Source organism: Nocardioides terrigena, from assembly GCF_003047265.1.
Classification (GTDB): Bacteria; Actinomycetota; Actinomycetes; order Propionibacteriales; family Nocardioidaceae; genus Nocardioides; species Nocardioides terrigena.
Genome location: NZ_PZYY01000007.1, coordinates 84,230 through 105,204 on the forward strand (window position 1 = coordinate 84,230; position 20,975 = coordinate 105,204).

At 69.0% G+C, this 20,975-nt stretch carries 23 protein-coding genes; 12 read left to right on the plus strand and 11 right to left on the minus strand.

Annotated elements, in window-relative coordinates; translation table 11 throughout:
- Positions 1-28 precede the first annotated feature (28 nt).
- Positions 29-676, plus strand: a complete 648-nt coding sequence (locus DAE25_RS16060) for a DUF305 domain-containing protein (RefSeq protein WP_107767157.1) — start codon at positions 29-31, stop codon at positions 674-676.
- Positions 677-807: 131 nt separating this feature from the next.
- On the plus strand, positions 808-1,689 hold the full coding sequence (locus DAE25_RS16065) for a F510_1955 family glycosylhydrolase (RefSeq protein ID WP_159083781.1): 882 nt from the start codon (positions 808-810) through the stop codon (positions 1,687-1,689).
- A gap of 379 nt (positions 1,690-2,068) precedes the next feature.
- On the opposite strand, the gene DAE25_RS16070 is transcribed toward DAE25_RS16065, so the two are convergent.
- Positions 2,069-2,530, minus strand: a complete 462-nt coding sequence (locus tag DAE25_RS16070; RefSeq protein ID WP_107767159.1) for a DUF3093 domain-containing protein — start codon at positions 2,528-2,530, stop codon at positions 2,069-2,071.
- Positions 2,531-2,771: 241 nt separating this feature from the next.
- Between DAE25_RS16070 and DAE25_RS23240 the strand changes: the two genes are divergently transcribed.
- Positions 2,772-3,635 (plus strand): hypothetical protein, encoded by an 864-nt coding sequence (locus tag DAE25_RS23240; protein WP_159083782.1) that lies wholly within the window; start codon positions 2,772-2,774, stop codon positions 3,633-3,635.
- A 165-nt stretch (positions 3,636-3,800) separates the two neighbouring features.
- Here the strand turns inward: DAE25_RS23240 and DAE25_RS16080 are convergent, their stop codons facing one another.
- Together DAE25_RS16080 and DAE25_RS16085 are read right to left on the minus strand one after the other, a co-directional pair.
- On the minus strand, positions 3,801-4,412 hold the full coding sequence (locus DAE25_RS16080) for a vitamin K epoxide reductase family protein (RefSeq protein ID WP_107767161.1): 612 nt from the start codon (positions 4,410-4,412) through the stop codon (positions 3,801-3,803).
- Entirely contained in the window at positions 4,409-5,068 is a 660-nt protein-coding gene (locus DAE25_RS16085; RefSeq protein ID WP_107767162.1) for a DsbA family protein, read from the minus strand. Before DAE25_RS16085 ends, DAE25_RS16080 begins: the two co-directional genes overlap by 4 nt.
- A gap of 258 nt (positions 5,069-5,326) precedes the next feature.
- Here DAE25_RS16085 and DAE25_RS16090 point away from each other — a divergent pair, with 258 nt between their 5' ends.
- On the plus strand, positions 5,327-5,893 hold the full coding sequence (locus tag DAE25_RS16090) for a TlpA family protein disulfide reductase (protein ID WP_159083783.1): 567 nt from the start codon (positions 5,327-5,329) through the stop codon (positions 5,891-5,893).
- Positions 5,894-5,913: 20 nt separating this feature from the next.
- Here the strand turns inward: DAE25_RS16090 and DAE25_RS16095 are convergent, their stop codons facing one another.
- Positions 5,914-6,879, minus strand: a complete 966-nt coding sequence (locus DAE25_RS16095; protein WP_159083784.1) for a M56 family metallopeptidase — start codon at positions 6,877-6,879, stop codon at positions 5,914-5,916.
- An 11-nt stretch (positions 6,880-6,890) separates the two neighbouring features.
- Positions 6,891-7,271: a BlaI/MecI/CopY family transcriptional regulator gene (locus DAE25_RS16100; RefSeq protein WP_107767165.1), complete on the minus strand. Its 381-nt coding sequence runs from the start codon at positions 7,269-7,271 to the stop codon at positions 6,891-6,893.
- 83 nt (positions 7,272-7,354) lie between these two features.
- On the opposite strand from DAE25_RS16100, the gene DAE25_RS16105 reads away from it, so the two are divergent.
- A complete protein-coding gene (locus tag DAE25_RS16105) occupies positions 7,355-8,167 on the plus strand; it encodes a cytochrome c biogenesis CcdA family protein (RefSeq protein ID WP_107767166.1) in 813 nt (270 codons plus the stop codon).
- 11 nt (positions 8,168-8,178) lie between these two features.
- The gene (gene lnt / locus DAE25_RS16110) at positions 8,179-9,744 is read left to right on the plus strand and encodes an apolipoprotein N-acyltransferase (RefSeq protein WP_107767167.1); all 1,566 of its coding nucleotides are present in this window, start codon (positions 8,179-8,181) and stop codon (positions 9,742-9,744) included.
- Here lnt and DAE25_RS16115 read toward each other — a convergent pair.
- Both DAE25_RS16115 and DAE25_RS16120 read right to left on the minus strand, forming a co-directional pair.
- Positions 9,715-11,772: a cytochrome c oxidase assembly protein gene (locus DAE25_RS16115; protein WP_159083786.1), complete on the minus strand. Its 2,058-nt coding sequence runs from the start codon at positions 11,770-11,772 to the stop codon at positions 9,715-9,717. The two genes, lnt and DAE25_RS16115, sit on opposite strands and share 30 nt — an antisense overlap.
- Entirely contained in the window at positions 11,769-12,395 is a 627-nt protein-coding gene (locus DAE25_RS16120) for a copper resistance CopC family protein (protein WP_159083787.1), read from the minus strand. Before DAE25_RS16120 ends, DAE25_RS16115 begins: the two co-directional genes overlap by 4 nt.
- A gap of 222 nt (positions 12,396-12,617) precedes the next feature.
- Between DAE25_RS16120 and DAE25_RS16125 the strand changes: the two genes are divergently transcribed.
- Positions 12,618-13,529 carry a cation diffusion facilitator family transporter gene (locus DAE25_RS16125; protein ID WP_107767170.1) on the plus strand — a complete coding sequence of 304 codons (912 nt, stop codon included), beginning with the start codon at positions 12,618-12,620 and terminating at the stop codon, positions 13,527-13,529.
- A 16-nt stretch (positions 13,530-13,545) separates the two neighbouring features.
- Here DAE25_RS16125 and DAE25_RS23245 read toward each other — a convergent pair whose 3' ends face one another.
- Genes DAE25_RS23245 through resB form a run of 3 tightly spaced genes read right to left on the minus strand, consistent with a single transcriptional unit; the run spans position 13,546 to position 16,189 of the window.
- Positions 13,546-13,707 carry a hypothetical protein gene (locus DAE25_RS23245; RefSeq protein WP_159083788.1) on the minus strand — a complete coding sequence of 54 codons (162 nt, stop codon included), beginning with the start codon at positions 13,705-13,707 and terminating at the stop codon, positions 13,546-13,548.
- 2 nt (positions 13,708-13,709) lie between these two features.
- Entirely contained in the window at positions 13,710-14,669 is a 960-nt protein-coding gene (gene ccsB, locus DAE25_RS16130; RefSeq protein WP_107767171.1) for a c-type cytochrome biogenesis protein CcsB, read from the minus strand.
- Positions 14,666-16,189 carry a cytochrome c biogenesis protein ResB gene (gene resB / locus DAE25_RS16135; protein WP_107767424.1) on the minus strand — a complete coding sequence of 508 codons (1,524 nt, stop codon included), beginning with the start codon at positions 16,187-16,189 and terminating at the stop codon, positions 14,666-14,668. Before resB ends, ccsB begins: the two co-directional genes overlap by 4 nt.
- A 279-nt stretch (positions 16,190-16,468) precedes the next feature.
- Here resB and DAE25_RS16140 point away from each other — a divergent pair, with 279 nt between their 5' ends.
- The 5 genes from DAE25_RS16140 to DAE25_RS16160 are packed head-to-tail and all read left to right on the plus strand — an operon-like array spanning position 16,469 to position 19,539.
- The gene (locus tag DAE25_RS16140) at positions 16,469-16,849 is read left to right on the plus strand and encodes an ArsR/SmtB family transcription factor (RefSeq protein WP_107767172.1); all 381 of its coding nucleotides are present in this window, start codon (positions 16,469-16,471) and stop codon (positions 16,847-16,849) included.
- Positions 16,849-17,655 (plus strand): cation diffusion facilitator family transporter, encoded by an 807-nt coding sequence (locus DAE25_RS16145; RefSeq protein WP_107767173.1) that lies wholly within the window; start codon positions 16,849-16,851, stop codon positions 17,653-17,655. Before DAE25_RS16140 ends, DAE25_RS16145 begins: the two co-directional genes overlap by 1 nt.
- Positions 17,655-18,335 carry a cation diffusion facilitator family transporter gene (locus DAE25_RS16150; RefSeq protein WP_107767174.1) on the plus strand — a complete coding sequence of 227 codons (681 nt, stop codon included), beginning with the start codon at positions 17,655-17,657 and terminating at the stop codon, positions 18,333-18,335. The genes DAE25_RS16145 and DAE25_RS16150 overlap by 1 nt, the downstream gene beginning before the upstream one ends.
- The gene (gene lspA / locus DAE25_RS16155; protein WP_107767175.1) at positions 18,310-18,882 is read left to right on the plus strand and encodes a signal peptidase II; all 573 of its coding nucleotides are present in this window, start codon (positions 18,310-18,312) and stop codon (positions 18,880-18,882) included. The genes DAE25_RS16150 and lspA overlap by 26 nt, the downstream gene beginning before the upstream one ends.
- Positions 18,883-18,897: 15 nt before the next feature.
- Entirely contained in the window at positions 18,898-19,539 is a 642-nt protein-coding gene (locus DAE25_RS16160; protein ID WP_107767176.1) for a methyltransferase family protein, read from the plus strand.
- Here the strand turns inward: DAE25_RS16160 and DAE25_RS16165 are convergent.
- Positions 19,518-20,738, minus strand: coding sequence for a hypothetical protein (locus DAE25_RS16165; protein WP_234411095.1), 1,221 nt, complete (start codon positions 20,736-20,738; stop codon positions 19,518-19,520). The two genes, DAE25_RS16160 and DAE25_RS16165, sit on opposite strands and share 22 nt — an antisense overlap.
- Between the last annotated feature and the right edge of the window lie 237 nt (positions 20,739-20,975).

Below are 20,975 nucleotides of genomic sequence, written 5' to 3' on the forward strand. Positions count from 1 at the left end.
GATGACCTCGAACAGGAGAACCAACCTCATGCGCTGCCCCCGACCCACCGCGCTCACGCGCCACCCCGCCGTACTGCTCGGCTCCCTAACCCTCGGACTTGCCCTCACCCTGACGGCATGTGGCAACGACGAGCCCGCCGCCGACAACTCCGCGCAGGTGTCCGAGACCGATCACAACGACGCCGACGTCGCGTTCGCGACGGACATGATCCAGCACCACGCCCAGGCCCTGTCGATGGTGGACCTGACCGTCGACCGCGCCCTCGACCCCGAGGTGCAGCAGCTCGCCGAGGAGATCCGCGGGGCCCAGGGCCCGGAGATCGAGACGATGAGTGACTGGCTTCAGGAGTGGGGCGAGAAGATTCCCGCAACCATGCGCGACCACTCCAACGCCGGTCACGGATCGGACAGCATGGGCGACTCCATGGACGGGATGAACGGCGAGATGCCCGGCATGATGTCCGGCGACGAGCTCGACGACCTCGAAAATGCCCCGGACTCGGAGTTCCAGACCATGTGGCTCGAGATGATGATCGAACATCACGAAGGCGCCATCGAGATGGCGCGGGAGCAGCAGGACGACGGCCAGTACCAGCCCGCCATCGACCTCGCCGGGGACGTCGTGGACACGCAGTCCGCAGAGATCCAAACCATGGAGACGCTCCTCGGCTCCTGACCCGGCGCCAGCTCTCGACCGAACCGAGATGGGGCGGGCACCCGTCGAGGGTGACCGCCCCCGGCCGGTGGACGGCATCCTGCTCGGCGCCCTGTCACCGGACCCGCCGCACTGCACCCGACCCTCGCGAAGTGAGCACCCCAATGCCATCCAACGTCCGCACCCGAGCCACCCTCACAGCCCTCGCCGCCGGAGCCGCACTGCTGCTGTCCGGCTGCAGCACGAGCGACAGCCCCGCCCCGCCGGGCGCGCCGAACGCCGCCGGCGCAGATGAGTTGGGCCACGTTCACGGTCTCGGAGTCGATCCGCAAGACGGCACTCTCTACGTGGCCTCCCACTTCGGCGTCTTCCGCATCGCCGACGATGGAACCCGCGAACGGGTAGCCGATCGATGGCAGGACACGATGGGCTTCGCCGTCGCGGGCCCCGGCCACTTTCTCGGCTCCGGACACCCCGACCTGCGCGAACGGCTTCCGTCGAGCCTGGGCCTCATCGAGTCCACGGACGGCGCCGAGACATGGGACACGGTTTCGCTCCTCGGCGACGCCGACCTGCACTCCATCGAGCCGGTCGGCGATCGGATCTATGCCTACGACTCCACCGGCGGGTCGCTCATGATGACCACCGACAGGACGAACTGGACCACGATCAGCACACAGCCGCTCTACGACCTTGCCGCGAATCCCACCGACCCGGGCACCGTGTACGCGACGACGGACCGTGGGACCCTCGTCCGGTCCACGGACGGCCGCGAACCGCGAGCAGTACCCGACGCTCCGACGCTCACAGCGATCGACTGGCAGCCCGGCGGACCGCTGGTCGGAATCGGTGTCGACGGCACCGTGATGGTCAGTACCGACGCCACCCAGTGGGAGCAGGTCGGCCGGCTGGACGGACCGGCCGAAGCGCTCGATGCCGTCGCTGGGCGATGGCACGCCGCAACCGAGAGCGGCGTCCATGAGTCCCTCGATGACGGACAGACCTGGCGGACGGTGGTCTCTGCGGGCAACTGATCTGGCCGGGCGACTAGGTGTACCCAGCCACTAGGTCGGCCGGGACCGCATGCTGGGCCGCGGCGCGGATACGACGGGCGATGAGGGGTCAGCGAAGAGACGAGTGATGGCTGATTCGGTGCTGGGGATCGAGCCCACCGGCTGCCTGGGGACTCACATGGATGGTGGCACTCGTCAGCTGGGGAAGCTCATGGAGCAGGCGGTGTTGGGTGATGTCGTGGGGCAGGTCGTGGGCGGCGCGGAGGTGTCCAATCCACCGCATGCGGAGGTACTCGGCGTCGACGACGCCGGCCGTGCCGCGGACGACGACAGCCGGGTGTCGGGGGAATGGGGCCGCCGGGGGCTCTGCGAGCCCGATGTGGGGTGGGCGGTGGAGTGGCTACCGGTACCTGGATTCGTTGACCGCCGAAGCCAAGGCTGGCGCTCTGCGGGAGCCCACCAGCCAGTATGGAGTGGGATCGTCCGGGTCGTTGATCTCGATCCGTACGGCCTCCGGAAGGTAGGGGCGCAACAGCAGGAACGCCCTCGCGTCTGCGAGCCGTCCCGACACCTCCCGCGCGCTGGTCCGGTCGAGCGCCTGCGCCGGACCCACGAAACCCAGTTCGATCCTGGCGCGCCCCGCGCGAAGCCAACCGTCCTCCACGACGACCCGGGAACCCCCGTAGGTCCGCAGGCCCATGGCGAGGAGGAGGGCGAGTGCCGCGGAGATGCCCCACGCCAGCGCCTCGGGGACCGCCACCACGAGGGCCAACCAGAAGCTGGCCACCAGCAGGTTGCCCTGGATCCACCATCGAAGCGGCACTCGCAGTCGCTCGCGATACTGCGTGTCCGCTCGTCCCATGGCCCCGCCCTCGTCTCGAGCGGATTCGGCAACCGCTATCTCCTATGCACTATAGTAGATGCGGTTGGATGCCACCTCGTTATCGCGGTGGCATCCGCCTTGCCGGCGGTTATGGCCCTCCCACCCATCCGCCTGCGGTCGATTCGACCGGGCAAGCGAATCCCATGCCCCCCAGCAAAGGACTGCCGCCGTGGCCGACCCTCGCCACAAGCGGGACGCACGTTCCCGTCCCCAGCTCCGTGTGAGCATCGCAGCGGCTTCGCTCGCCGTGATGGCCACCGGCGCCGCCGTGGCCTCCGGAATCAGTGCGTCGCCTCGCGAAGTCGCCCCAGTGGCCGGCGCCGCTGACCCCGCGCCCCGGCCGAGCGCAATCTCACGGCCGAGCGTCACGCCGCTCGGCGAGCGCCGACCGGTCGTCTCGCGTGCCGAAACCCGCAGGCCGCCACGCCCCGCTCGGTCGGAGCCGTCTCCGGCAGCCGTCGCGACCCGCCGCCTCGTACGCAGGGCCGACGTCCAGAAGTGGACGACCGCGCCGCTCAACATCTGGACACGGCCGGGCGAGAAGGCTCGCAAGACTGGCTTGATCGATGCGCTCACCAGGGTCACCGTGACCGGTCGGACCATGCGCGGACGCGACGAGCTCGTCATCGACGGGCGCTCCCGCTGGGTGACGGGCGGCTACCTCGCCGGCCGCAAACCTCGTCCGGAGGCCGACGCGGGCGACGCGGGCGACGCCGCCGACGGACCGGCGGCGGGAGCCTCCTGCTCCAATGGCACGTCTGTGCCCTCCGGAGTGAGTCCCAACATCGTGGCGGTCCACGAAGCCGTGTGCGCCGCGTTCCCCGAGATCACCACCTACGGCACGTTGCGCAGCGACGGCGAGCACGCTCAAGGCATCGCCGTCGACATCATGGTGAGTGGAGACCGGGCATGGCAGGTCGCGGAATTCGTGCGCGAGAACTACCAGACCCTCGGCGTCTCCTATGCCATCCATGCCCGGAACATCTGGTCGGTCCAGAGAGCGAGCGAGGGTTGGCGAGGCATGGAGGACCGCGGTTCGGTGACCGCCAACCATTACGACCACGTGCACGTCACCACCTTCTGACCCCCTTGGCGTCAGCGCCGCGCGGTACGCGACAGTCGCCGAACGGGCTCCCGCGGTCCCTCTTCGAAGCACGGCGGCCCTGACCAGACTGAGGGCCGAGCGTCGACACGCGCCCACCGGTGCGTGCGAGAGCAGTGCCTGCGCGCGGTCGGGCGGCTGGTCACCTCACAGCAGGGTGGACCAGTACGACCAGAACCGGACGGTGATGAGCGTCAGCACCGCGAGGAACGCCAGGAGCAGCGCAGGAGCATGCCATTCCCTGGCGCGTCGCGTGCCTCGGCTTCGAGCGACGCGCTGGCCCAGCACCCCCTGCTCGAGATTGCGCAGCGTGACGTACCAGAACGTCGGCACGACAACGGCCCAGACCACCATGCAGTAGGGGCAGAGTGCATTGATGCGGTACAGGCTCTGGAACATCAACCATCCCACCAGGGCGAAACCAGCGGTGACGCCGATCTGCAGTCCCGTCCAGTACCAGCGGGCGAGCCTGCCGCCCGCCACGAGAGCTGCTCCCGTCGTGACGAGGACCGGGAACGCAGCCACTCCCAGGATCGGATTGGGAAAGCCCAGCAGCGAGGCCTGTGAGGACTCCATCACCGACCCGCAGCTCAGCACCGGGTTCAGGCTGCACGAGGGCACGTAGCCCGAGTCCGCGGCCAGCCGGATGCGCTCGACCAGCAGGACGGCAGAAGCCACCAGTCCCACGGCGCCGGCCACGATGAGCCCCCACGCCAGCGTGGGGGACTCGCCGCGCGCCGCGACGGATGCCCGGGTCACCCGGCGAGGGCCTCGTCGAGGACCGTGCTGAAGTCCTCCACGGACTCCGGCTGGAACGGTTCGCCGTTGACGAAGAAGGTGGGGGTGCCCTGGACGCCGAGGCTCAGACCGTCGTCAACGTCCCGCTGGACCCGCTCCTTGACCTCCGGGGAGGCGTAGTCGGCGTCGTACTGCTCCATGTCGAGTCCGATGTCCTCGGCGAAGCTGCGAAACAGGTCGTCGTGGGGCACCTGGGCCTCGCCCCAGGACTCCTGTGTCTCGTACATCTTCTGGTACATCGCCTCGAACTCACCCTGACGAGCGGCGGACTCCACCGCTCGCGCGGCCCTTTCGGCATTGAAGTGACCAGGAAGCGGGAAGTACCGGGCCACGAAGGTGACCTCGCCGGCGTACTTCTCACGCAGGTCCTCCACGATGGGGAACGCGGCTCCGCACGCCTCGCACTCGAAGTCGAGGAACTCCACGAAGGTGACGTCCTGCTCGCCCGGTTCGCCCAGGACATGGCTGTCCGACCTGACCAGGGCCGACTCCTCCGCAGGGGTGTCGGCCGCTGCAGGCCCTTCCTCGCCACCCCGGACGGTCACCGCGATCAGGGCCGCCAGCACGGCCGCCAGCAGGACGGCCACGAATGCGGCCACCTTGGTCTGAATACGCATGGAGCTCCGATCTCATCGAACGCGAAATACTAGGGCGGATAGTAACAACCCTCTCCTCAGTCCTTTGCCAACGGTGGTGACGGAGCCACGGCTTGTACTATCAGTCGTAGTAGCCAGGCGCGGTCCGCCCGCCTGCATCAGATAGCGGAAGGTACGTCTGTGACGCCCGACCTCCAGGCCGGTGGGGCCATCGACCGGGCCAAGCGGTCGGCGCCACCCCGGCGGCGGTGGCTCCTGCCGGCCGTCGCGGCACTCGTCGTGTCGGGGCTCGCCATCTGGGTGACTCTCAGTTGGGCAGACCCGCCCACCACGGGCCGAGGGACTGGGGACGCCGTCATCCAGCAGTACGCCGTCGCGGAGCGAGTGGACCTGGCCGACTTCGAGGGGGCTCTCCTGGACGGCACGAACTTCTCCAGCGCGGACATGGCCGGCCGGGTCGCCGTCTACAACGTCTGGGGCTCGTGGTGCGTGCCCTGCCGCACGGAGGCGCCAGACCTGATCAGGGTCGCCGAGGAGTACGCCGACGACGTGTCGTTCGTGGGCATCAATGTCCGTGACGGTCTCGACGCCGCGCAGGCCTTCGAACGACGCCTTGCCGTGCCGTATCCCAGTCTGCGTGCGGAGGACAGTGATCGGGCGTTGCTCGCTTTTGGCAGCTCAGTGGCCGTGGCCGCGGTGCCCACCACCGTCGTCGTCGACCGCGCCGGTGGAATCGCCGCGCGAATCGTCGGTCCCACGACGTACTCAACACTCAAGGCGTTGTTGGACGAGGTGGTCACTGAAGCAGGTGAGCCAAGACCGCGGTCAGGTCCACACGGCCGCTGAGGTGCCGCAGTCACCCACGATCACCGCCTGACGGGCTCCGACGGGAGCGCGACATGGCAGCAATCCCGAGCGGACGCCTCGAGCGCCGGCGAGAGCGCCAACGCCAGTGGTGCCGCCAGGAGAGCCAGGACGCCGAGCGCCACCGCGGCGCGATGACGAGGAAGGACGCGCCCCGGCGCGCCGATGAGTCGTCCCACCCGCGATGTGACGGAGCCAGTGGCTGTCGTCCCTGACGGCAACGGGCGCGGGGTCGCTGCTCCGGTGGCGCCGAGCGTGACCAGCGCGGTCGCCATCGCGCGACGCGAAAGCCAGTTTCGGGCGGAATCGTCGGCCTGCATCTCCGCCAGCACTGCAATCTGCTGGTGCGCCGTCCGGAACACCGCGATGCCGGCGAAGGCGCGGGCAAGAGCGCCACTGACGATCAACGCCAAGTCGTGGCGGGCTCGCAGGTGACCGCGTTCGTGGGCCAGCACCGAGTCGAGCTCCTCGGCGGTGAGCGCCGCCAGGGCTGCACTGGTGACCACCACGGTCCGGTGCCTGCCGGGGAGGCAGTAGACCAGCGGCATCGCGTGGTCGATCACCGTGTAGCCCTCGGGGGACGGAGTTCCCACCAGGCGCAACGCCTCGTGCTGCGCCCGACGCTCCCGAGACGCACGTCGCAGCGCGAGTGCGAAAAGGACAACGACTCGAGCCGTCATGGCCGCCGCGGCGAGAAGCGCCAGGAAGGCAAGGCCGTTGCCCGCCGGTGTCGCGTAGTGGTCGGTGACATCGAGGTGTGTCGTCCGCGCCAGGCTGGTCAGTTGTGCACCCACCGGCAGGATGGGCAGCGCCAGGGTGAGGCCGATGAGGATGGTCGAGGACGCCACGGCCACACTGACCGCCTGCCAGGCCAGGATGCCGCCGCTGGGGCTCCGCACCACCCACCTCGCCGCAACGAGGTAGCGCGGAGCAAGGGTTGCCGTGGCCAGTGCGAACAGGGCCAGCACCAGAGGCGCTGTCATCGGGCGGTGTCGGGCGCGTCGGAGGGGTCGCGATGGTCGAGCGCTGAGCGCAGCTCTGCGAGGTCGTCCTCGGACATGTGGCCCACGAAGTGCAACAGAGTCGCTCCGCGGTCCCCACTCTGGGACAGCACCTGGTCGAGCAGTCCTGCCGTGTGCTCCTCCCGGGACAGGGCAGGAGCGTAGAGGTAGGCCCGACCCTGCTTCTCGCGCCTGACCAATCCCTTGCCGTGCAGGTTGTCGAGCACCGTCATCACCGTGGTGTAGGCGATGTCGCGCTCGCGCTGCAGGTCCTCCAAGACCTCGCGCACGGACACGGGGCGATCGACCGACCAGAGTCGCTGCATCACCACCGCCTCCAGCTGTCCCAGCTGCCGCATTCAGCTCACCCGTTTCCTGGCCGTCGTGGACCACGTCGTACTATCGCTCATAGTAGTGCCCGTCGTCGATCTCTGAGGTCACCATGCCCGTCGTCCTGCTCGCCGGCAACGTCCAGGACGCAGTGCTCTCCGGCCCCATCATCCTCGCCCTCGCCGTGGCCGCCCTGGCCGGGCTCGTCTCCTTCTTCTCGCCGTGCTGCCTGCCCCTGGTGCCCGTCTACCTCGGATACGTCTCCGGTCTGGCCGACCCGGCGTCCATCAGGACGTCCGAACCGGCACCCACCCGGATGGGGCCGGCGCCGGGCCTGCGCCAAGGCAGGGTCGTGCTCGGCACGGCGCTCTTCGTGCTCGGCTTCTCGGTGGTCTTCACCACCTATGGGGCCGCGTTCGGACAGCTCGGTCGGTTGCTGGTCCAGCACCAGGAGTTGCTCGTGCGAGTCTCCGGGGTGATCACCGTCCTCATGGGCCTGGTCTTCATCGGGGCCTTCCGCAGGATCCCGCTGTTGACGGCCACCTACAAGCCCTCGATGACTCCACGCCTGGGCCTCGCCGGCGCGCCAGTGCTCGGCGGTCTCTTCGCCATCGGCTGGACTCCGTGCATCGGGCCCACCCTGGCCGCGGTCCTCACCCTGTCCACCACCACCGCGACGGCCGGTCGCGGTGCGCTCCTCACGTTCGTGTACAGCCTGGGTCTAGGGCTCCCCTTCCTGTTTGCCGCAGTCTCCTTCAACCGCAGCGCCCGGTCCTTCTCGTGGGTGCGGGACCACATGGGCGCCGTGTCGCGCGCGGGAGGTTTCTTCCTCGTGCTGATCGGCCTCGCGCAGGTCAGCGGCGCCTGGTCGGTGGCGCTCGCCTCGATGCAGGGGTTCATCGGTGGTTGGCAGACCCCGCTGTGACCGGTCGTTCAATGCCCCTCGTGGCCAGCCGCCGGGTCGTCAAAGCCCCCTCCACATCAGGACCGCGTCGCGGCACCGGGCGATTCCGCGCCGTCCTGCTGGCGGGGGCTGGTGGGGCGTGCCTGGTCGCTGCGTTCGAACCGGCCGGCCTGTGGCCGATGGGGCTTCTCGGACCGCTGCTGCTCGCGGTCGCCCTGCGGAGGCGCTCCGTACGCGACAGCGCTGTCGTCGGTGCCACGTTCGGACTGGTGTTCCACGGGCTACTGCTCGTGTGGTTGGCAGAGTCCATGGGGGCGGGTGCCTGGATCGCCGTCGTCCTGGTCCAGGCGGGCTGGTTCGCCGTGCTGGGTGTCGCCGTCCGTCTCACCGCGCACCTCCCGCTGTCCGCCGCGTGGTTCGCGGTGGTCTGGGTGGCCGTGGAGACGGCTCGATCGTCCTGGCCCTTCGGCGGCCTGCCGTGGGGACGACTCGGGTTCCTGGTCATCGACACCCCGTGGGAGGGCCTCCTGCCATACCTGGGTGTGGCTGCCGTCGGAGGGCTTCTCGCCTTCACGGCCGCGCTGCTGGGGCGGGGGTTCGCTCCCGACATGGCCGACCGGCGCCCGGCGCTGATGAGCGGCGCGGCCGTCCTGGTCCTGGGCGCCGCCACGATCCCGTGGGCCTGGGATCCGGGCGCGAAGGCGTCGATGCGGGTGGCGGTCGTGCAGGGCGGTGTCCCGGGCAACGGACGCCACCTCGTGGATCGTCACCGCGAGGTCACCGCCAACCACGTCCGGGCCACCCGGGGTCTGGCGGCACAGGTCGCGGAAGGCGAGCAACCCCGGCCACAGTTGGTGGTGTGGCCCGAGAACTCGACGGCAGTCGACCCGACGAACGATGCCATCGCCCGGAGGGCCGTGCAGAGCGCCGTCGACGACATACGGGCGCCGCTCCTGGTGGGCGGCATGGTGGACGGCCCGACCCCCGGCACAGTCCTCAACCAAGGCCTGGTCTGGGACGACAGCGGGCCGACGTCGTCGCGCTACACCAAGCGCCACCCGGTGCCGTTCGGCGAGTACATCCCGTTCCGCAGCTACCTCGGCGGCCTCTCACCGCGTCTGGCCGAGGTGCCGCGCGACATGCTCCCCGGCACCGCGACCCCCCCGCTCGAGGTGGCTGGCACCCCCATCGCCGACGTGATCTGTTTCGACGTGGCGTATGACGACGTGCTGCCCCAGCAGATCCGCGACGGGGCGCGGTTGGTGGTCGTGCAGACGAGCAACGCCAGCTTCATCGGGACCCCCCAGCTCGAGCAGCAGTTCGCGATCACCCGGGTCCGAGCGCTGGAGACGGGCCGTGCCGTGGCGGTGGCATCCACCAACGGGGTCACCGCCCTGATCGACCCGTCCGGGCAGGTGCTCGAGCGAGCCCCGCTGCGCGACACGGCAGTCCTGGCGGCCGACCTGCCGCTGGCCGATGCCGTGTCGCCGGCCATGCGGTGGGGGAGCGCACCCGGGACAGCAGCCCTGATCGTCGCGCTCCTCGGGTCGACCTGGGGAGCCGCCAGGCTACGCGGGATCCGTGTCGGAGGCGGGTGACTCATTGCCCGCAGCCGAGCTGCGCGCCGGCACCCGGGGGGAGCCGGAATCGGAGGCCGCGGCGAGACGGGCGAGGTAGTCGTTGTACGACGTGAGCTCCCGGTCCCCGTCGCGTGCCGCCTGACGGTCGTACCGCCGCCGTTCGCGCTGGTCGGCATGCACCCAGGAGGCCACCAGTGCCACCGCCAGGATCGCCAACGGGTAGTCGCCCAATGCCCAACCCAGCGAGGCGCCGAGGTACTGGTCGTCCGCCAGTGACGCCCCCCAGGTGCGACCGAGGGGCTCGAACCAGCCGCGCGCGAGCACCTGGTCGCTGGCCATCAGGGACACCGAGAACAAGGCATGGAAGCCGAAGGTCACCAGGATCAGCAGCACTCGCAGCGGGTAGGCGGGCCGTCGAGGACCGGGATCAATACCCACGAGGCAGTTGGCGAACAGATACCCGCTGAGCAAGAAGTGCGCCGTCATCACGAGGTGTGCGGTATGCGTGCGCAGCGAGAGCTCGAAGAGCGACGAGTAGTAGAACGCCACGAGGCTGACGACGACCAGGGCCGCCGCGACGATTGGTGACCCCGCCAGCCGAGCAGGGGCGGAGTGGACCAGCCGCAGCAGCCACTCCCGCGGGCCCATCGACCCGTCGGCACGCCGTGACAGGGTGCGGAGGGCCAGCGACACGGGAGCCGCCAACACCAGGAACGTCGGCACGGCCAACGCGATCGTCATGTGCTGCACCATGTGCATGCTGAACAGCACGCGCCCGTACGCCCCGGGGGCACCACTCGTGGCCCACACCAGCAGCAGCCACCCGAAGGCCCAGGCGACGGTGCGTCCTACCGGCCACCGGTCGCCGCGGGACCGCAGTCGGATGACCGCAGCCGAGTACCAGATGAGCATCGCCGCGGCCACGGGCAGCCAGAACGTGTCCGGCCGCCACTGCGTGAACCACTCGGCGGCACCGAGCTCCGGAGGCATCTCGTGCCCGAGGAACGCCTGCGCGGTCGTCAGCCGAGGCTCCGGCCCGGTCGTCGGAGGCACGGTCCGGCTCAAGGCCACGCCGGCCCCGGCCGCGACGGCCAGCACGGCCACCTCGAGCAGGACGATGCGCACGAAGGATCCGCGAATCCCCGATGCGAGACCCACCAGCCCAACCCTGCGCTGCCACCAGCCCACTCCGGCGAGAACGGCGATCGCGACGACCTTGATGGCGAGCAGCGCGCCGTACGCCGAGGCGAGAGACGACAGGTTCGGCAGCCGGAGCAAGACCCCGAGCACCCCCGAGACGGTCACCAGGGCCAGGCACCATCCCGCCAGGGCGGAGAACCGCTTGCTGGTGCTGGTGAGCTCCTCGACACCGAGTCGGGTGCGTACGAACACCAGCGCGGCCAGCCCGCCGGCCCAGACGGACACACCCACGAGGTGGACCGCCTGCAGGTTGACGGCATCGTCGTGGTTGAGGCTGCCTGCGGCGTGACCGGCCAGCGCCATCGGCCACAGCGCCGCCATGGAGGTCGCTGCCAGCAGGCCGACGCTGGTGATCGTCCGAGCCGCCAGGGCGCCGGTCGCCACCAGGGCGGCCAACACCGCGGTGACCACGAGGTAGCGCCCCAAGTCGTAGCTCTGGCCGAAGAGGACCGCCTGTTGGGCGAAACCTGCCGTGGTGACGGGCATGCCCAGGGCGTCCGACTGGGTGAGACCGACCAGAGCCAGACTGGTCCACATCCACGTGCTGGCAGCCACCACGACGAGGTCCAGAAGGGCACGCCGAGCTCCGGTGACCCTGTTGCGGTCGTCCGACTGCGGGGGAACGCACACCGACGCCAGGACCAGCGCGCCTACCGTGAGGCCCGCGGCGATGTTGCGCACAGCCTGGATCAGCGGCAGCCCGTAGCGGGTCAGGCCGCCGGGGTCGGGCAGTCCGGGAACCGGTTCGGCGGTCATGGCCCCGGTCGCGCTGAGGAGGACGAGGGTGACCGCGGGACCGATGGCCAGCAGCGCGAGACCGCGCACGATGCCCGCCGAAGAGGTCACTGCTGCTCCCCGCGCGAGAGGCGGGCGTGGTCGCGTCGGCGCCGGGCCAGCACCAGACCGGCAGGGACGACCAGGACGAGCAGCATCAGTGCTCCGCCAACGAGTACCCATGCCGAGCCACTCCCCTCAGCAACCTCCGCGGCTTCGGGAGGAGTGGAGTGCGGCTCAAGCTCTGGCGGCGGGGATTGGTCGCCGCTCGGTGCCACGGCCGCGACGGAGAAGGAGATGTCACCCACGATGGGATGGCCGTCCACCGAGGTCACCCGGTAGTCCACCCGCCACTCCGTGACCTCAGCCGTCGAGCTGATGGACGTCGGGACGATCGCGCTCACGATGGAAGACGAGTCGCCGGCGGAGACCTCAAGGCGCACCGGCTTGTCGCCGTCGACCGAGACAACCATGGCCGCGAAGCTGGGGTCGACGGCTTGGCTGAACTCGAGCGAAATGCTGGCGGGGGCCGCGACCAGCCGCGCCCCTTCCTTCGGTGTCGAGTCGACGAGCTCGGTGTGCGCCGAGGCAGGTGAGGGTGTCAACAGCGCGAGCGCGATGATCAGCATGAACAGGATCGCCGCTCGGAGATCGGTCGCTGCGCAACGGCTGAGATGATTCGTGGATCGGGTCATGCGGCGCTCTCCACCGGGTCGGTCGTGTGTGGATTGGGTCTGCTCGAACGTGACGACGGAATCGCCGGACGGGCATGGGATTGGCCTCGAACGAGGGAGGCGATGCGACAATCTACTATGTGGCTTCGTAGGTAATACTGTGGCCCGGCCCCCGCAGGCCGCCATCTGCCGGCGCGCACCTAGCGACCAAGGGCTCAAGGACATGACGACTCGAGGAGTGCCATGGGTGCAGGACACGGCCACGGCGGGGCCAGCGGCCACGCCGGAGCCAACCATCGCTGGAGGCTGGCCGTCGCGTTCGGGCTGGTCGCGACGTTCTTCGTCGTGGAGCTGGTCGTCGGCATCCTCAGCGGGTCGTTGGCGCTGCTGTCCGACGCCGGACACATGGCGGCCGACGTTGTCGCGCTGGGTGCTGCCCTGGTCGCGACAAAGATCGCCGCGCGTCCGGATTCCACGGGTCGTCGCACCTACGGCTCGTACCGGGCCGAGGTGTTCGCCTCCGGGCTGTCCGTGCTCCTCATGCTCGGCGTGGCCGCGTTCGTGGTGGTCGAGGCGCTCGGACGAATCGGCGACGTGGTCGAGGTCGAGACCGGTCCGATGCTGGTGGTCGGGACCGTGGGGCTGGCGATCAACGTTGTCTCGATCTTCCTGCTCCGGGGTGGCGCGGAGGAGTCGCTCAACATCAAGGGCGCGTACCTCGAGGTCGTCGCCGATGCCGCCGGCAGCGTCGGTGTCATCGCCGCCGGACTGCTGGTCGCCTGGACCGGACGCAGCTGGTGGGACACGCTCGTCGCGCTGGCGATCGGCGCCTTCGTGGCCGTGCGGGCCGTGGGGCTCGGACGTCAGGTGCTGGCCGTGCTGGGGCAGCATGCTCCGGCCGGCGTGGATGTCGACGCAATGGCCGACGACCTGGCTGCGGTGCCCGGCGTCGATGACGTGCACGACCTCCATGCCTGGACGCTGACCTCGGGGATGCATGTGGCCACGGCACACCTGCTGCTGGCGGCGCACACCGATTCGCAGGGCGTGCTGCACGAGGCCCAACGCCTGCTGCGCGTCGACTACGGCATCGAGCACGCGACCCTGCAGGTCGAGTCCAGTCCCACAGCCGGATGCGAGGAAGTCACCTGGTGATGTCGCGCTGGGGCGGTCACTCCTTGTTCCGGGGCCCCCGGGCGATGAGATACATGATCAGGACGGTCGACACCAGGGTGAACAGCCCGATCACCGCCGTTGACAGCGTCTGATTCCCACCGGCAGACGCGACCAGCAGGTCACGGGCGATGAGTACACCTCGGGTGGTCCCGGGCATGGTCACACCCCCGCATAGGAGTGCAACCCGCTGATCCACAGGTTCACCCCGAAGAAGTTGAAGAGGAACGCCGCGTATCCCGCCAGGGCGAACCAGGCGGCCCTGCGTCCCCGCCAGCCGGCCGTCGACTCGGCGTGCAGGTAGGCGGCGTACATCACCCAGGTGATGAACGCCCACGTCTCCTTCGGGTCCCAACCCCAGTAGCGGCCCCACGAGTTCTCGGCCCAGACCGCGCCCGCGAGGACCGCGAAGGTCCAGATCGGGAAGGCGAACATGTGTGCGGCGTGGGCGACCTGAGCGAGCGTCGTGCTGGCGGGCAGGGTCGCGGCGTAGCGGCCGCGGGGAGCGGGGGCTCCGGATGAGAGAGCACGGCGCTCGGCGCGGTCTCGTACCAGGAACAGTGCGGTCGCCACCGCGCCGAGGCTGAAGATGCCGCCCGAGACGATCGCGGCGGCCACATGGATGACCAACCAGTACGAGTCCAGCACGGGAACCAGCTCGTCGACCGGCGTGTAGAAGACCGTGACCGCCATGCCCAGTGCGAGCAGCACGAGTGCCACGATCCAGACGCCGAACGCCCTGACCGGTTCGCGGGTCAGGAAGAAGAGATAGGCGCCCCCGACCGCCACGGTGCTGACCAGCGCGAACTCGTACATGTTGCCCCAGGGCGCCCGTCCCGCCGCCAGGCCCCGGGTCACCGTCGCGGCCAGGGTGAGCACGAACCCGGCCAACGCGAGCGATGTGCCGACAGCGCCCCACCGCGCGCTGCGGGGCGTCTGCATGGTGGCGGTCGAGGGGGGCTCCTGGGCCGTCACGCCGGCCGGGGTGACCGTGGCACGGGCCCGGGGGGTGGTGCGCGTCGCGGTCTCGGCCGCGTGGGCGAGGAGAGCCAGTGAGTAGACGGCGATGGCCGAGTAGACGAACAGGTTGGAGAGGCTCTCCATCATCGTCGGATCAGTCATCGTCGGTGTCCTTCATGGGTCGAGTCTGCGGGGCGGGGGAGTGGGCCGGGTCTGAGGGCGGCGACGACGGCGTCGGTGTCGCGCGCGTCGAGGGGCCAACGGGTCAGCGACTGTCCCGCCACCTCGACCGTGCATCGCGATCCGCTGTCCTGAGTGACCCGGACCCATACGCGTCGTCGGCGGATCGCCAGGGACGTCGTGAGACCGACCAGCAGCATCAGCCCTGCGGCCAGGGATATCTCCTTGCCGGGGTCGTAGGCGATCTGGAAGTTCGCGAACCGGGCCACCTTGTCGAAGGTCAGGCTGCCCGCGCCCCCGGGGAGGCTCATCGTCTCGCCCACCCGCAGCGCGCGCGAGAACGGTTGTCCGTCGCGCTGCATCGCCTGTTCCATCCCGCTCTTGTCGAGGGTGAAGACAGACTGGGGACTACCGGCGTCCATGCCGAGGTCACCGGTGAAGGCCGTCAGGAACAGTTGCGGGTTGAAGGCATCGGGAAACGCGGAGTACGGCCCCTGCTCCCCGATGTCGGCTGTCGGCAGGAAGAAGCCCTCGAACCCCAGCTGCTGCGGCACCGCGTCAGGTGCCTTGATGACACCGTCGGAGGCGTACGAGCTGTCGTTGGGCAAGAAGATCACCGGTCCGGAGAACGCCACGTCGCCGCGAGCGTCGCGCACCGTCACCACGGGTGCGTACCCGTGACCGGTGAGGAAGGCCTTCGTCTCGTTGATGTCGAGGGGGTGGTTGGGGCGGACCTCCTGTCTCCTCACCTCCGGGTTCGTGCCCGTGCGATACGACAGTGCAGCGTTGAAGTACCTCGGTTCGCCGATCTTGGCGCCGCTGGTCTCGAACTTCGCCTCGAAGTCCTCGAGCGTGATCGAGAACGGCTCCAGGTTCTCCGTGTCCGTCCACACCGAGGGCGTGAAGGCGTCGTACTCCGATCGGACGTTGGTGAAGGTGGATCCCTCGGCGAGCGCGATCCTGCCCTCGAAGCCGAACAACCGCCCGGCCGCGACGCCGACGAGCAACACCAGCAGCGACAGGTGGAAGACGAGATTCCCCAGCTCGCGGACGTAGCCCTTCTCGGCGCGCACCTCATTGCCTCGAGCCTCCACCCGGAAGCCGCGGCGTCGCAGCACTCGCTGCGCCACATCCACCGGAGACTCCTCGGTGCTCGAACCGCCTCCGGGCACAGTGTCCGACCATCGCGAGTGGCATTCCATGCGCGCCAGATTCGTAGGTGCGGCGACGGGGGCGGAGCGCACCGATCGCCACAATCGGGCGCATCGGGGCAGCACACACCCGGTCATGGACACGAGGAGCAGTAGATAGACGGCGGCGAACCACGGAGAGGCGTAGACCTCGAACATGCCCAGGCGATCCAGCCATGGGTAGAGATCGGGATTGTCGCGCGCGAACTTAGTCACCGCCGCGGGATCGCTGGCGACATTGCGCTGCGGCAGAAGCGACCCCGGAATCGCCGCGACGGCCAGGAAGGTCAGGAGGATGACCGCGGTCCGCATCGATGTGAGCGACCGCCACCCCCACCGGAGCCACCCCCAACCGTGCGTGGGCGAGCCGTTGGTCTCGGTCGACGCCCCAACACTCTCGGTGATCTGTGTGGACACGGCCTGCCTCAGGGGATGCGACGGGGGAGCGGACGCCACGGTACTACTAACTCATCTAGTAGTCGCCGACGGGCCAATTCATGCGCTGGCATCGTCGCACCACGATGAATCAAGGGGAGGTGGACGCTGGGCGCGACTTGACGGGTGCCCGGCCCACCCGTCTAGTATCGCCATATGACGATGACAAAGGCGCAGGGCGTTGATGCTCATGCTGGCCCCGCTGATGGGTTGACTGCGGCTGCCTGTCTGTTCCATGGGTTTGCCGACTCGTCCCGCATCGCCCTGCTGCGGCACCTCGCACTTGGTGAGCACCGCGTCGTGGACCTCACCGCGCACCTAGGTCTCGCCCAGTCGACGGTGTCGAAGCACCTCCAGTGTCTTCGGGACTGCGGGCTCGTCACCGCCCGCCCCGAAGGTCGAGCAACCGTCTACTCGCTCAATCACTCCGACGCGCTGACGGACCTGTGGACAGCAGCCGAACGGCTCCTCGAAGCGACCGGCGACGCCGTGGTCCTGTGCCCCAACTACGGCACCGACACCCTCAGCGACGCCTGATGACCACCACCCACACCCACGCCCTGACGCTGACGGTTGATGCCCGTAAGAGGCTGGGCCGCCGTGCCCAACTCCTCGCTGGGGCATCGGTCGCCTATAACGGCATCGAGGCTGTCATCGCCATCACGGCCGGTGTGCTCGCGGGGTCGGTCGCGCTGGTCGGGTTCGGCCTCGACTCCATCGTTGAGGTCTCCTCCGGGCTCATCATCTTGTGGCAGTTCCGGCACCCACTGCCCGAGTCCCGCGAACGCACTGCGCTGCGGCTCATGGCCGTGTCTTTCTTCGGCCTCGCCGCGTACGTGACGTTTGAGTCCCTCCGGGCGCTGCTTACCGGTCACCACCCCGAACCGTCGACTGTGGGTATCGCACTGGCTGCCGTCTCGTTGGTCGTCATGCCGTTCCTGTCCTGGGCGCAGCGGCGCACCGGTCGGGCGCTCGGCTCGAACGCGGTGGTCGCTGACTCCACCCAGACGCTGCTGTGCACCTATCTGTCCGCCGTCCTGCTCGTCGGACTGGTTCTGAATGCCACCCTTGGATGGTCTTGGGCCGACCCCATTGCCGGGCTCATCATCGCCGCTGTCGCCGTTCGTGAAGGTGTGGAGGCATGGAAGGGTGAGGGATGCGCCTGCGGACCGGTCGCCTGCCTCCCGAACGCAACCTCGGACAGCGCTATCACCACTGGTGAAGCCGACGGCTGTGGTTGTACCGAAGACGCAGCGGGATGCTCCGATGGCTGCTGCACCCCTGCAAACACAGACGGTGACAGCACCGACACCGGCGTGCTGAAGATTGGTCGGAGGCCCTGATGTCGAACCCTGCCCTCAACGTCCCCGGATCCACCACCCTAACCGAAGCCGAAACCGAACGGCTCACCCGTCGCGGCCTCCGGCTCGCACAGTTCACCGTCGCCTACAACGTCATCGAAGGCGCGGTCGCCATCACCGTCGGCCTCATGGCAGGGCTTGTCTCCCTCGTCGGGTTCGGCATCGACTCAGGCATCGAGTCTGCCGCGTCCGTCCTCGTCGGCTTGCGCTTGGCGGCCCGGTTGCGCCACGGCGAGGCCGACGAGGCCAAGGAGCGTCGCGCTCTCAAGGCCGTCGCGGTCACGTTCTTCGTGCTCGCCGCCTACGTCACCATTGAAGGCATCCGCTCCCTCATCGAAGGGGAGTCGCCCGACCAGTCCACGGTCGGCATCATCCTGCTCGCCGCATCCGTCATCGTCATGCCGCTGCTGGCCCGCGCCAAGCGACAGGTCGGGGAAGCGCTCGGCGGTGACAAGCTGATTCTTGCCGATGCCGCCGAAACCAAAATCTGCGTGCTGCTCAGCATCTCCACCCTCATCGGCCTCGGCCTGTACGCCCTCACCGGAGCCGCATGGCTCGACCCGGTCGCGGGCTTCGTCATCGCCTTGTTCGCCATCAACGAAGGACGCGAAGCCTGGGAAGGCGAACTCGTCGACGATGACGACGACGACGATGACTACTGAGCGCGCCAAGCCACCACTGGCTCGGCGTGGCCTATTCCTCGTGGTCGCAGCACTCGTGGTCGCCGCCGACGTAGCCACCAAGCACATAGCAGCCACCGTGTGGACCGACCAGCCGGTCACCCTGCTCGACGGTTGGGTGCGGCTCACCGAATCACGCAACCCCGGTGCCGCGTTCGGCATGGGCACCTCGCTCACCCCCGTCCTGACTCTCCTCGCCGCAGCCGTTGTCATCGGGGTGCTCGCCTACTCAGGTCGCTACCGCACCCGTCGGGCAGCTCTTGTCATGGGGCTCGTGCTCGGCGGAGCGGCGGGAAACCTCATCGATCGGCTGTTCCGAACCCCCGGACCCATGCGCGGACACGTCGTCGACTGGATTGACATAGGAGCATGGCCCAACTTCAACCTCGCCGACTCTGCCCTCGTGACGGCCTGCGCCCTTGTGTTCGCCGCGTCCGTCCTCACACAGCCAGACACCAACACTGAGTCGCCCGGCCCCAACATCACAAGGCCCCAGACGCGCGGGTCAAAGCGCGTGCGCGAGGAATGAGGGGGGTCCAGCGTCATGACGGTCGCAGCACTCGCGATCTATGCGATCTACCTCGGTGTGGCGTTCGGGGTGCGGACCTGGGTGCAGTGGCGCAGGACGGGTGACACCGGCTTCCGCGGGCTGTCCGGACGCCCGTTCAGCGCGGAGTGGTGGGCCGGCGCGTTGTTCGCGGCGGCCCTCGCAGCAGGCCTCCTCGGCCCCGTTCTCGCCCTCGCAGGTTTGCCGCTCGTCGGCCCACTCGACCACCAGTTCGTCGCCGTGGCCGGACTGGTCGTGGCCACCGTCGGCGTGGGCGCCACCTTCGTCACGCAGTTGGACATGGGCACCAGCTGGCGGATCGGCGTGGATGCCGAGGAACGCACCGAACTGGTCACCGGCGGGACCTTCCGGCACGTGCGGAACCCCATCTTCACCGCCATGGCGGTCACCGGACTGGGCCTCACGATGATGGTGCCCAACGTCATCACCCTGCTGGGCGCCGTCCTTCTCCTCGTCGCGCTGGAGCTCCAGGTCCGTGTCGTGGAGGAGCCCTACCTGCGCTCGATGCACGGGGCGTCGTACGCCGATTACGCCGCCGGCGTGGGCCGGTTCCTGCCCGGCGTCGGTCGGCTGGAGCCTCCGGTGGTCGGCGTCCCTCACACTCCGAACAACAGGTAGAGCCCACTGAAGGTGTAGAGCGTCATGGCTGCCAGCAGGGGGAGCTGCCCGGTCGTCCGCAGACGCGCCGGCAGGAGTTCCAGGGAGCGGTCGTGGGCGGCGATCACGCCGAGCACGTGGCCGCTCACGATGGCCAGGACCTTGGTGGTGGCCAAGAACGTCGGATGGAGGGAGAGCCAGTAGTTGACCTGCAGGCCGGCCGTTCCGATGAGGTTGGACCCGTTGTCGAGCGGATCGCTCATGAGTATGAGCGTCTCCTGGCCCGTCTCCACGAAGTAGGTCAGGTAGTGGGCGACCATGTAACCCACGATGATGGGTACGAGCGAGTGGGCGAGCGCAGCCGGGTGCGTGCGACGCGACGGACCGATGTCCCCGACGCCCACCGTGGTCGCGGCCGCGAAAGTCAGCCCCACGATGAGGCACGCTGCCAGCAGCAGTCCCGTCTCCAGCAGGGCAACGTTCGCGGTGGTCTGCTGGGAGAAGCGGAGCCAGGAGTTCGACGAACGGAAACTGTCGAACGCCGTGCTCCCCAACAGCACGGAGACCACCGCCACCAGCCCCGGACCCGGCGAGACGTGCGCGAGGTTGTACAGCGGTTTGCGCACGACCAGCACGCCGTCGTCGCGTCGAGCCCACGGAGAGAGATGGGCGACCAACGTGGAGTACACCTCGAACGGATCGACACGCTCGAGCCATCGCGACCCCCAGAGCAGGCTCCCGATGATGGTCACGGCGAAGTACAGCGCGAACCACAACCGGACGGGGCCCAGGTACTGGTTACCGGGATAGACCAGCTCCAGCCAGACGAACGCAAACAACCCGACGGACGCCCCCCAGTAGCCGAGGCGTTCGGGGAACGGCGCGAGACCACGTCCCTGGTCGAGACCGGCCGCTCGGGACAGAACCAGGTGCGCGGTGCGCGATGGGCTGACTGCCTTGAAGAACGGACCGAACAGCAAGGACATGGGCACGATGCCCACCCACAACCAGACGTAGACGACACCGAAGGTGGGGTTCACCAACAGGTCTGGACCGAGGATCGCGGCCCAGGCGACGTAGGCCGCCACCAGGAGACCTGTGGCGCGCAATGCCCACACGAAGAACGTGCTGTCGACGAGGCGTGAGATCGCTGCGGGCGCGGGCCTCCCTGCGTCACGTCCGCCGAACCTGGGTCGACGCCACGCGAAGAACAGGATCACGAACGACAACGCCAGTGCGGCCGTACCACCGAGGATGGCGAAGGACGCGGGGATGGGCAGGTCACTGGCTCCGCCGAGCCCATGCGCGAGAGTCACGACAGCTCACCGAAGGTCACAGGCCGCAACCCGCGGGTCCCCGCCGGGATCGTCGAGCGGAAGCGCGTGCGGTGTCCAGACACGGTCATACGCCATCCCTTCCGTCCTCCGGGCTCATGGTCAGCGCCGGCAATCTACTAC

What these genes read in the sequence shown, in the direction of transcription:
- DAE25_RS16060 (WP_107767157.1), top strand. Translation starts at nt 29, where the DNA reads ATGCGCTGCCCCCGACCCACCGCGCTCACGCGCCACCCCGCCGTACTG.
- DAE25_RS16070 (WP_107767159.1), bottom strand. Translation starts at nt 2,530, where the DNA reads ATGGGACGAGCGGACACGCAGTATCGCGAGCGACTGCGAGTGCCGCTT.
- DAE25_RS16085 (WP_107767162.1), bottom strand. Translation starts at nt 5,068, where the DNA reads ATGCGTATTCAGACCAAGGTGGCCGCATTCGTGGCCGTCCTGCTGGCG.
- DAE25_RS16100 (WP_107767165.1), bottom strand. Translation starts at nt 7,271, where the DNA reads ATGCGGCAGCTGGGACAGCTGGAGGCGGTGGTGATGCAGCGACTCTGG.
- DAE25_RS16105 (WP_107767166.1), top strand. Translation starts at nt 7,355, where the DNA reads ATGCCCGTCGTCCTGCTCGCCGGCAACGTCCAGGACGCAGTGCTCTCC.
- lnt (WP_107767167.1), top strand. Translation starts at nt 8,179, where the DNA reads ATGCCCCTCGTGGCCAGCCGCCGGGTCGTCAAAGCCCCCTCCACATCA.
- DAE25_RS16120 (WP_159083787.1), bottom strand. Translation starts at nt 12,395, where the DNA reads ATGACCCGATCCACGAATCATCTCAGCCGTTGCGCAGCGACCGATCTC.
- DAE25_RS16125 (WP_107767170.1), top strand. Translation starts at nt 12,618, where the DNA reads ATGGGTGCAGGACACGGCCACGGCGGGGCCAGCGGCCACGCCGGAGCC.
- DAE25_RS23245 (WP_159083788.1), bottom strand. Translation starts at nt 13,707, where the DNA reads ATGCCCGGGACCACCCGAGGTGTACTCATCGCCCGTGACCTGCTGGTC.
- ccsB (WP_107767171.1), bottom strand. Translation starts at nt 14,669, where the DNA reads ATGACTGATCCGACGATGATGGAGAGCCTCTCCAACCTGTTCGTCTAC.
- resB (WP_107767424.1), bottom strand. Translation starts at nt 16,189, where the DNA reads ATGCGGACCGCGGTCATCCTCCTGACCTTCCTGGCCGTCGCGGCGATT.
- DAE25_RS16140 (WP_107767172.1), top strand. Translation starts at nt 16,469, where the DNA reads ATGACGATGACAAAGGCGCAGGGCGTTGATGCTCATGCTGGCCCCGCT.
- DAE25_RS16145 (WP_107767173.1), top strand. Translation starts at nt 16,849, where the DNA reads ATGACCACCACCCACACCCACGCCCTGACGCTGACGGTTGATGCCCGT.
- DAE25_RS16150 (WP_107767174.1), top strand. Translation starts at nt 17,655, where the DNA reads ATGTCGAACCCTGCCCTCAACGTCCCCGGATCCACCACCCTAACCGAA.
- lspA (WP_107767175.1), top strand. Translation starts at nt 18,310, where the DNA reads ATGACGACGACGACGATGACTACTGAGCGCGCCAAGCCACCACTGGCT.
- DAE25_RS16160 (WP_107767176.1), top strand. Translation starts at nt 18,898, where the DNA reads ATGACGGTCGCAGCACTCGCGATCTATGCGATCTACCTCGGTGTGGCG.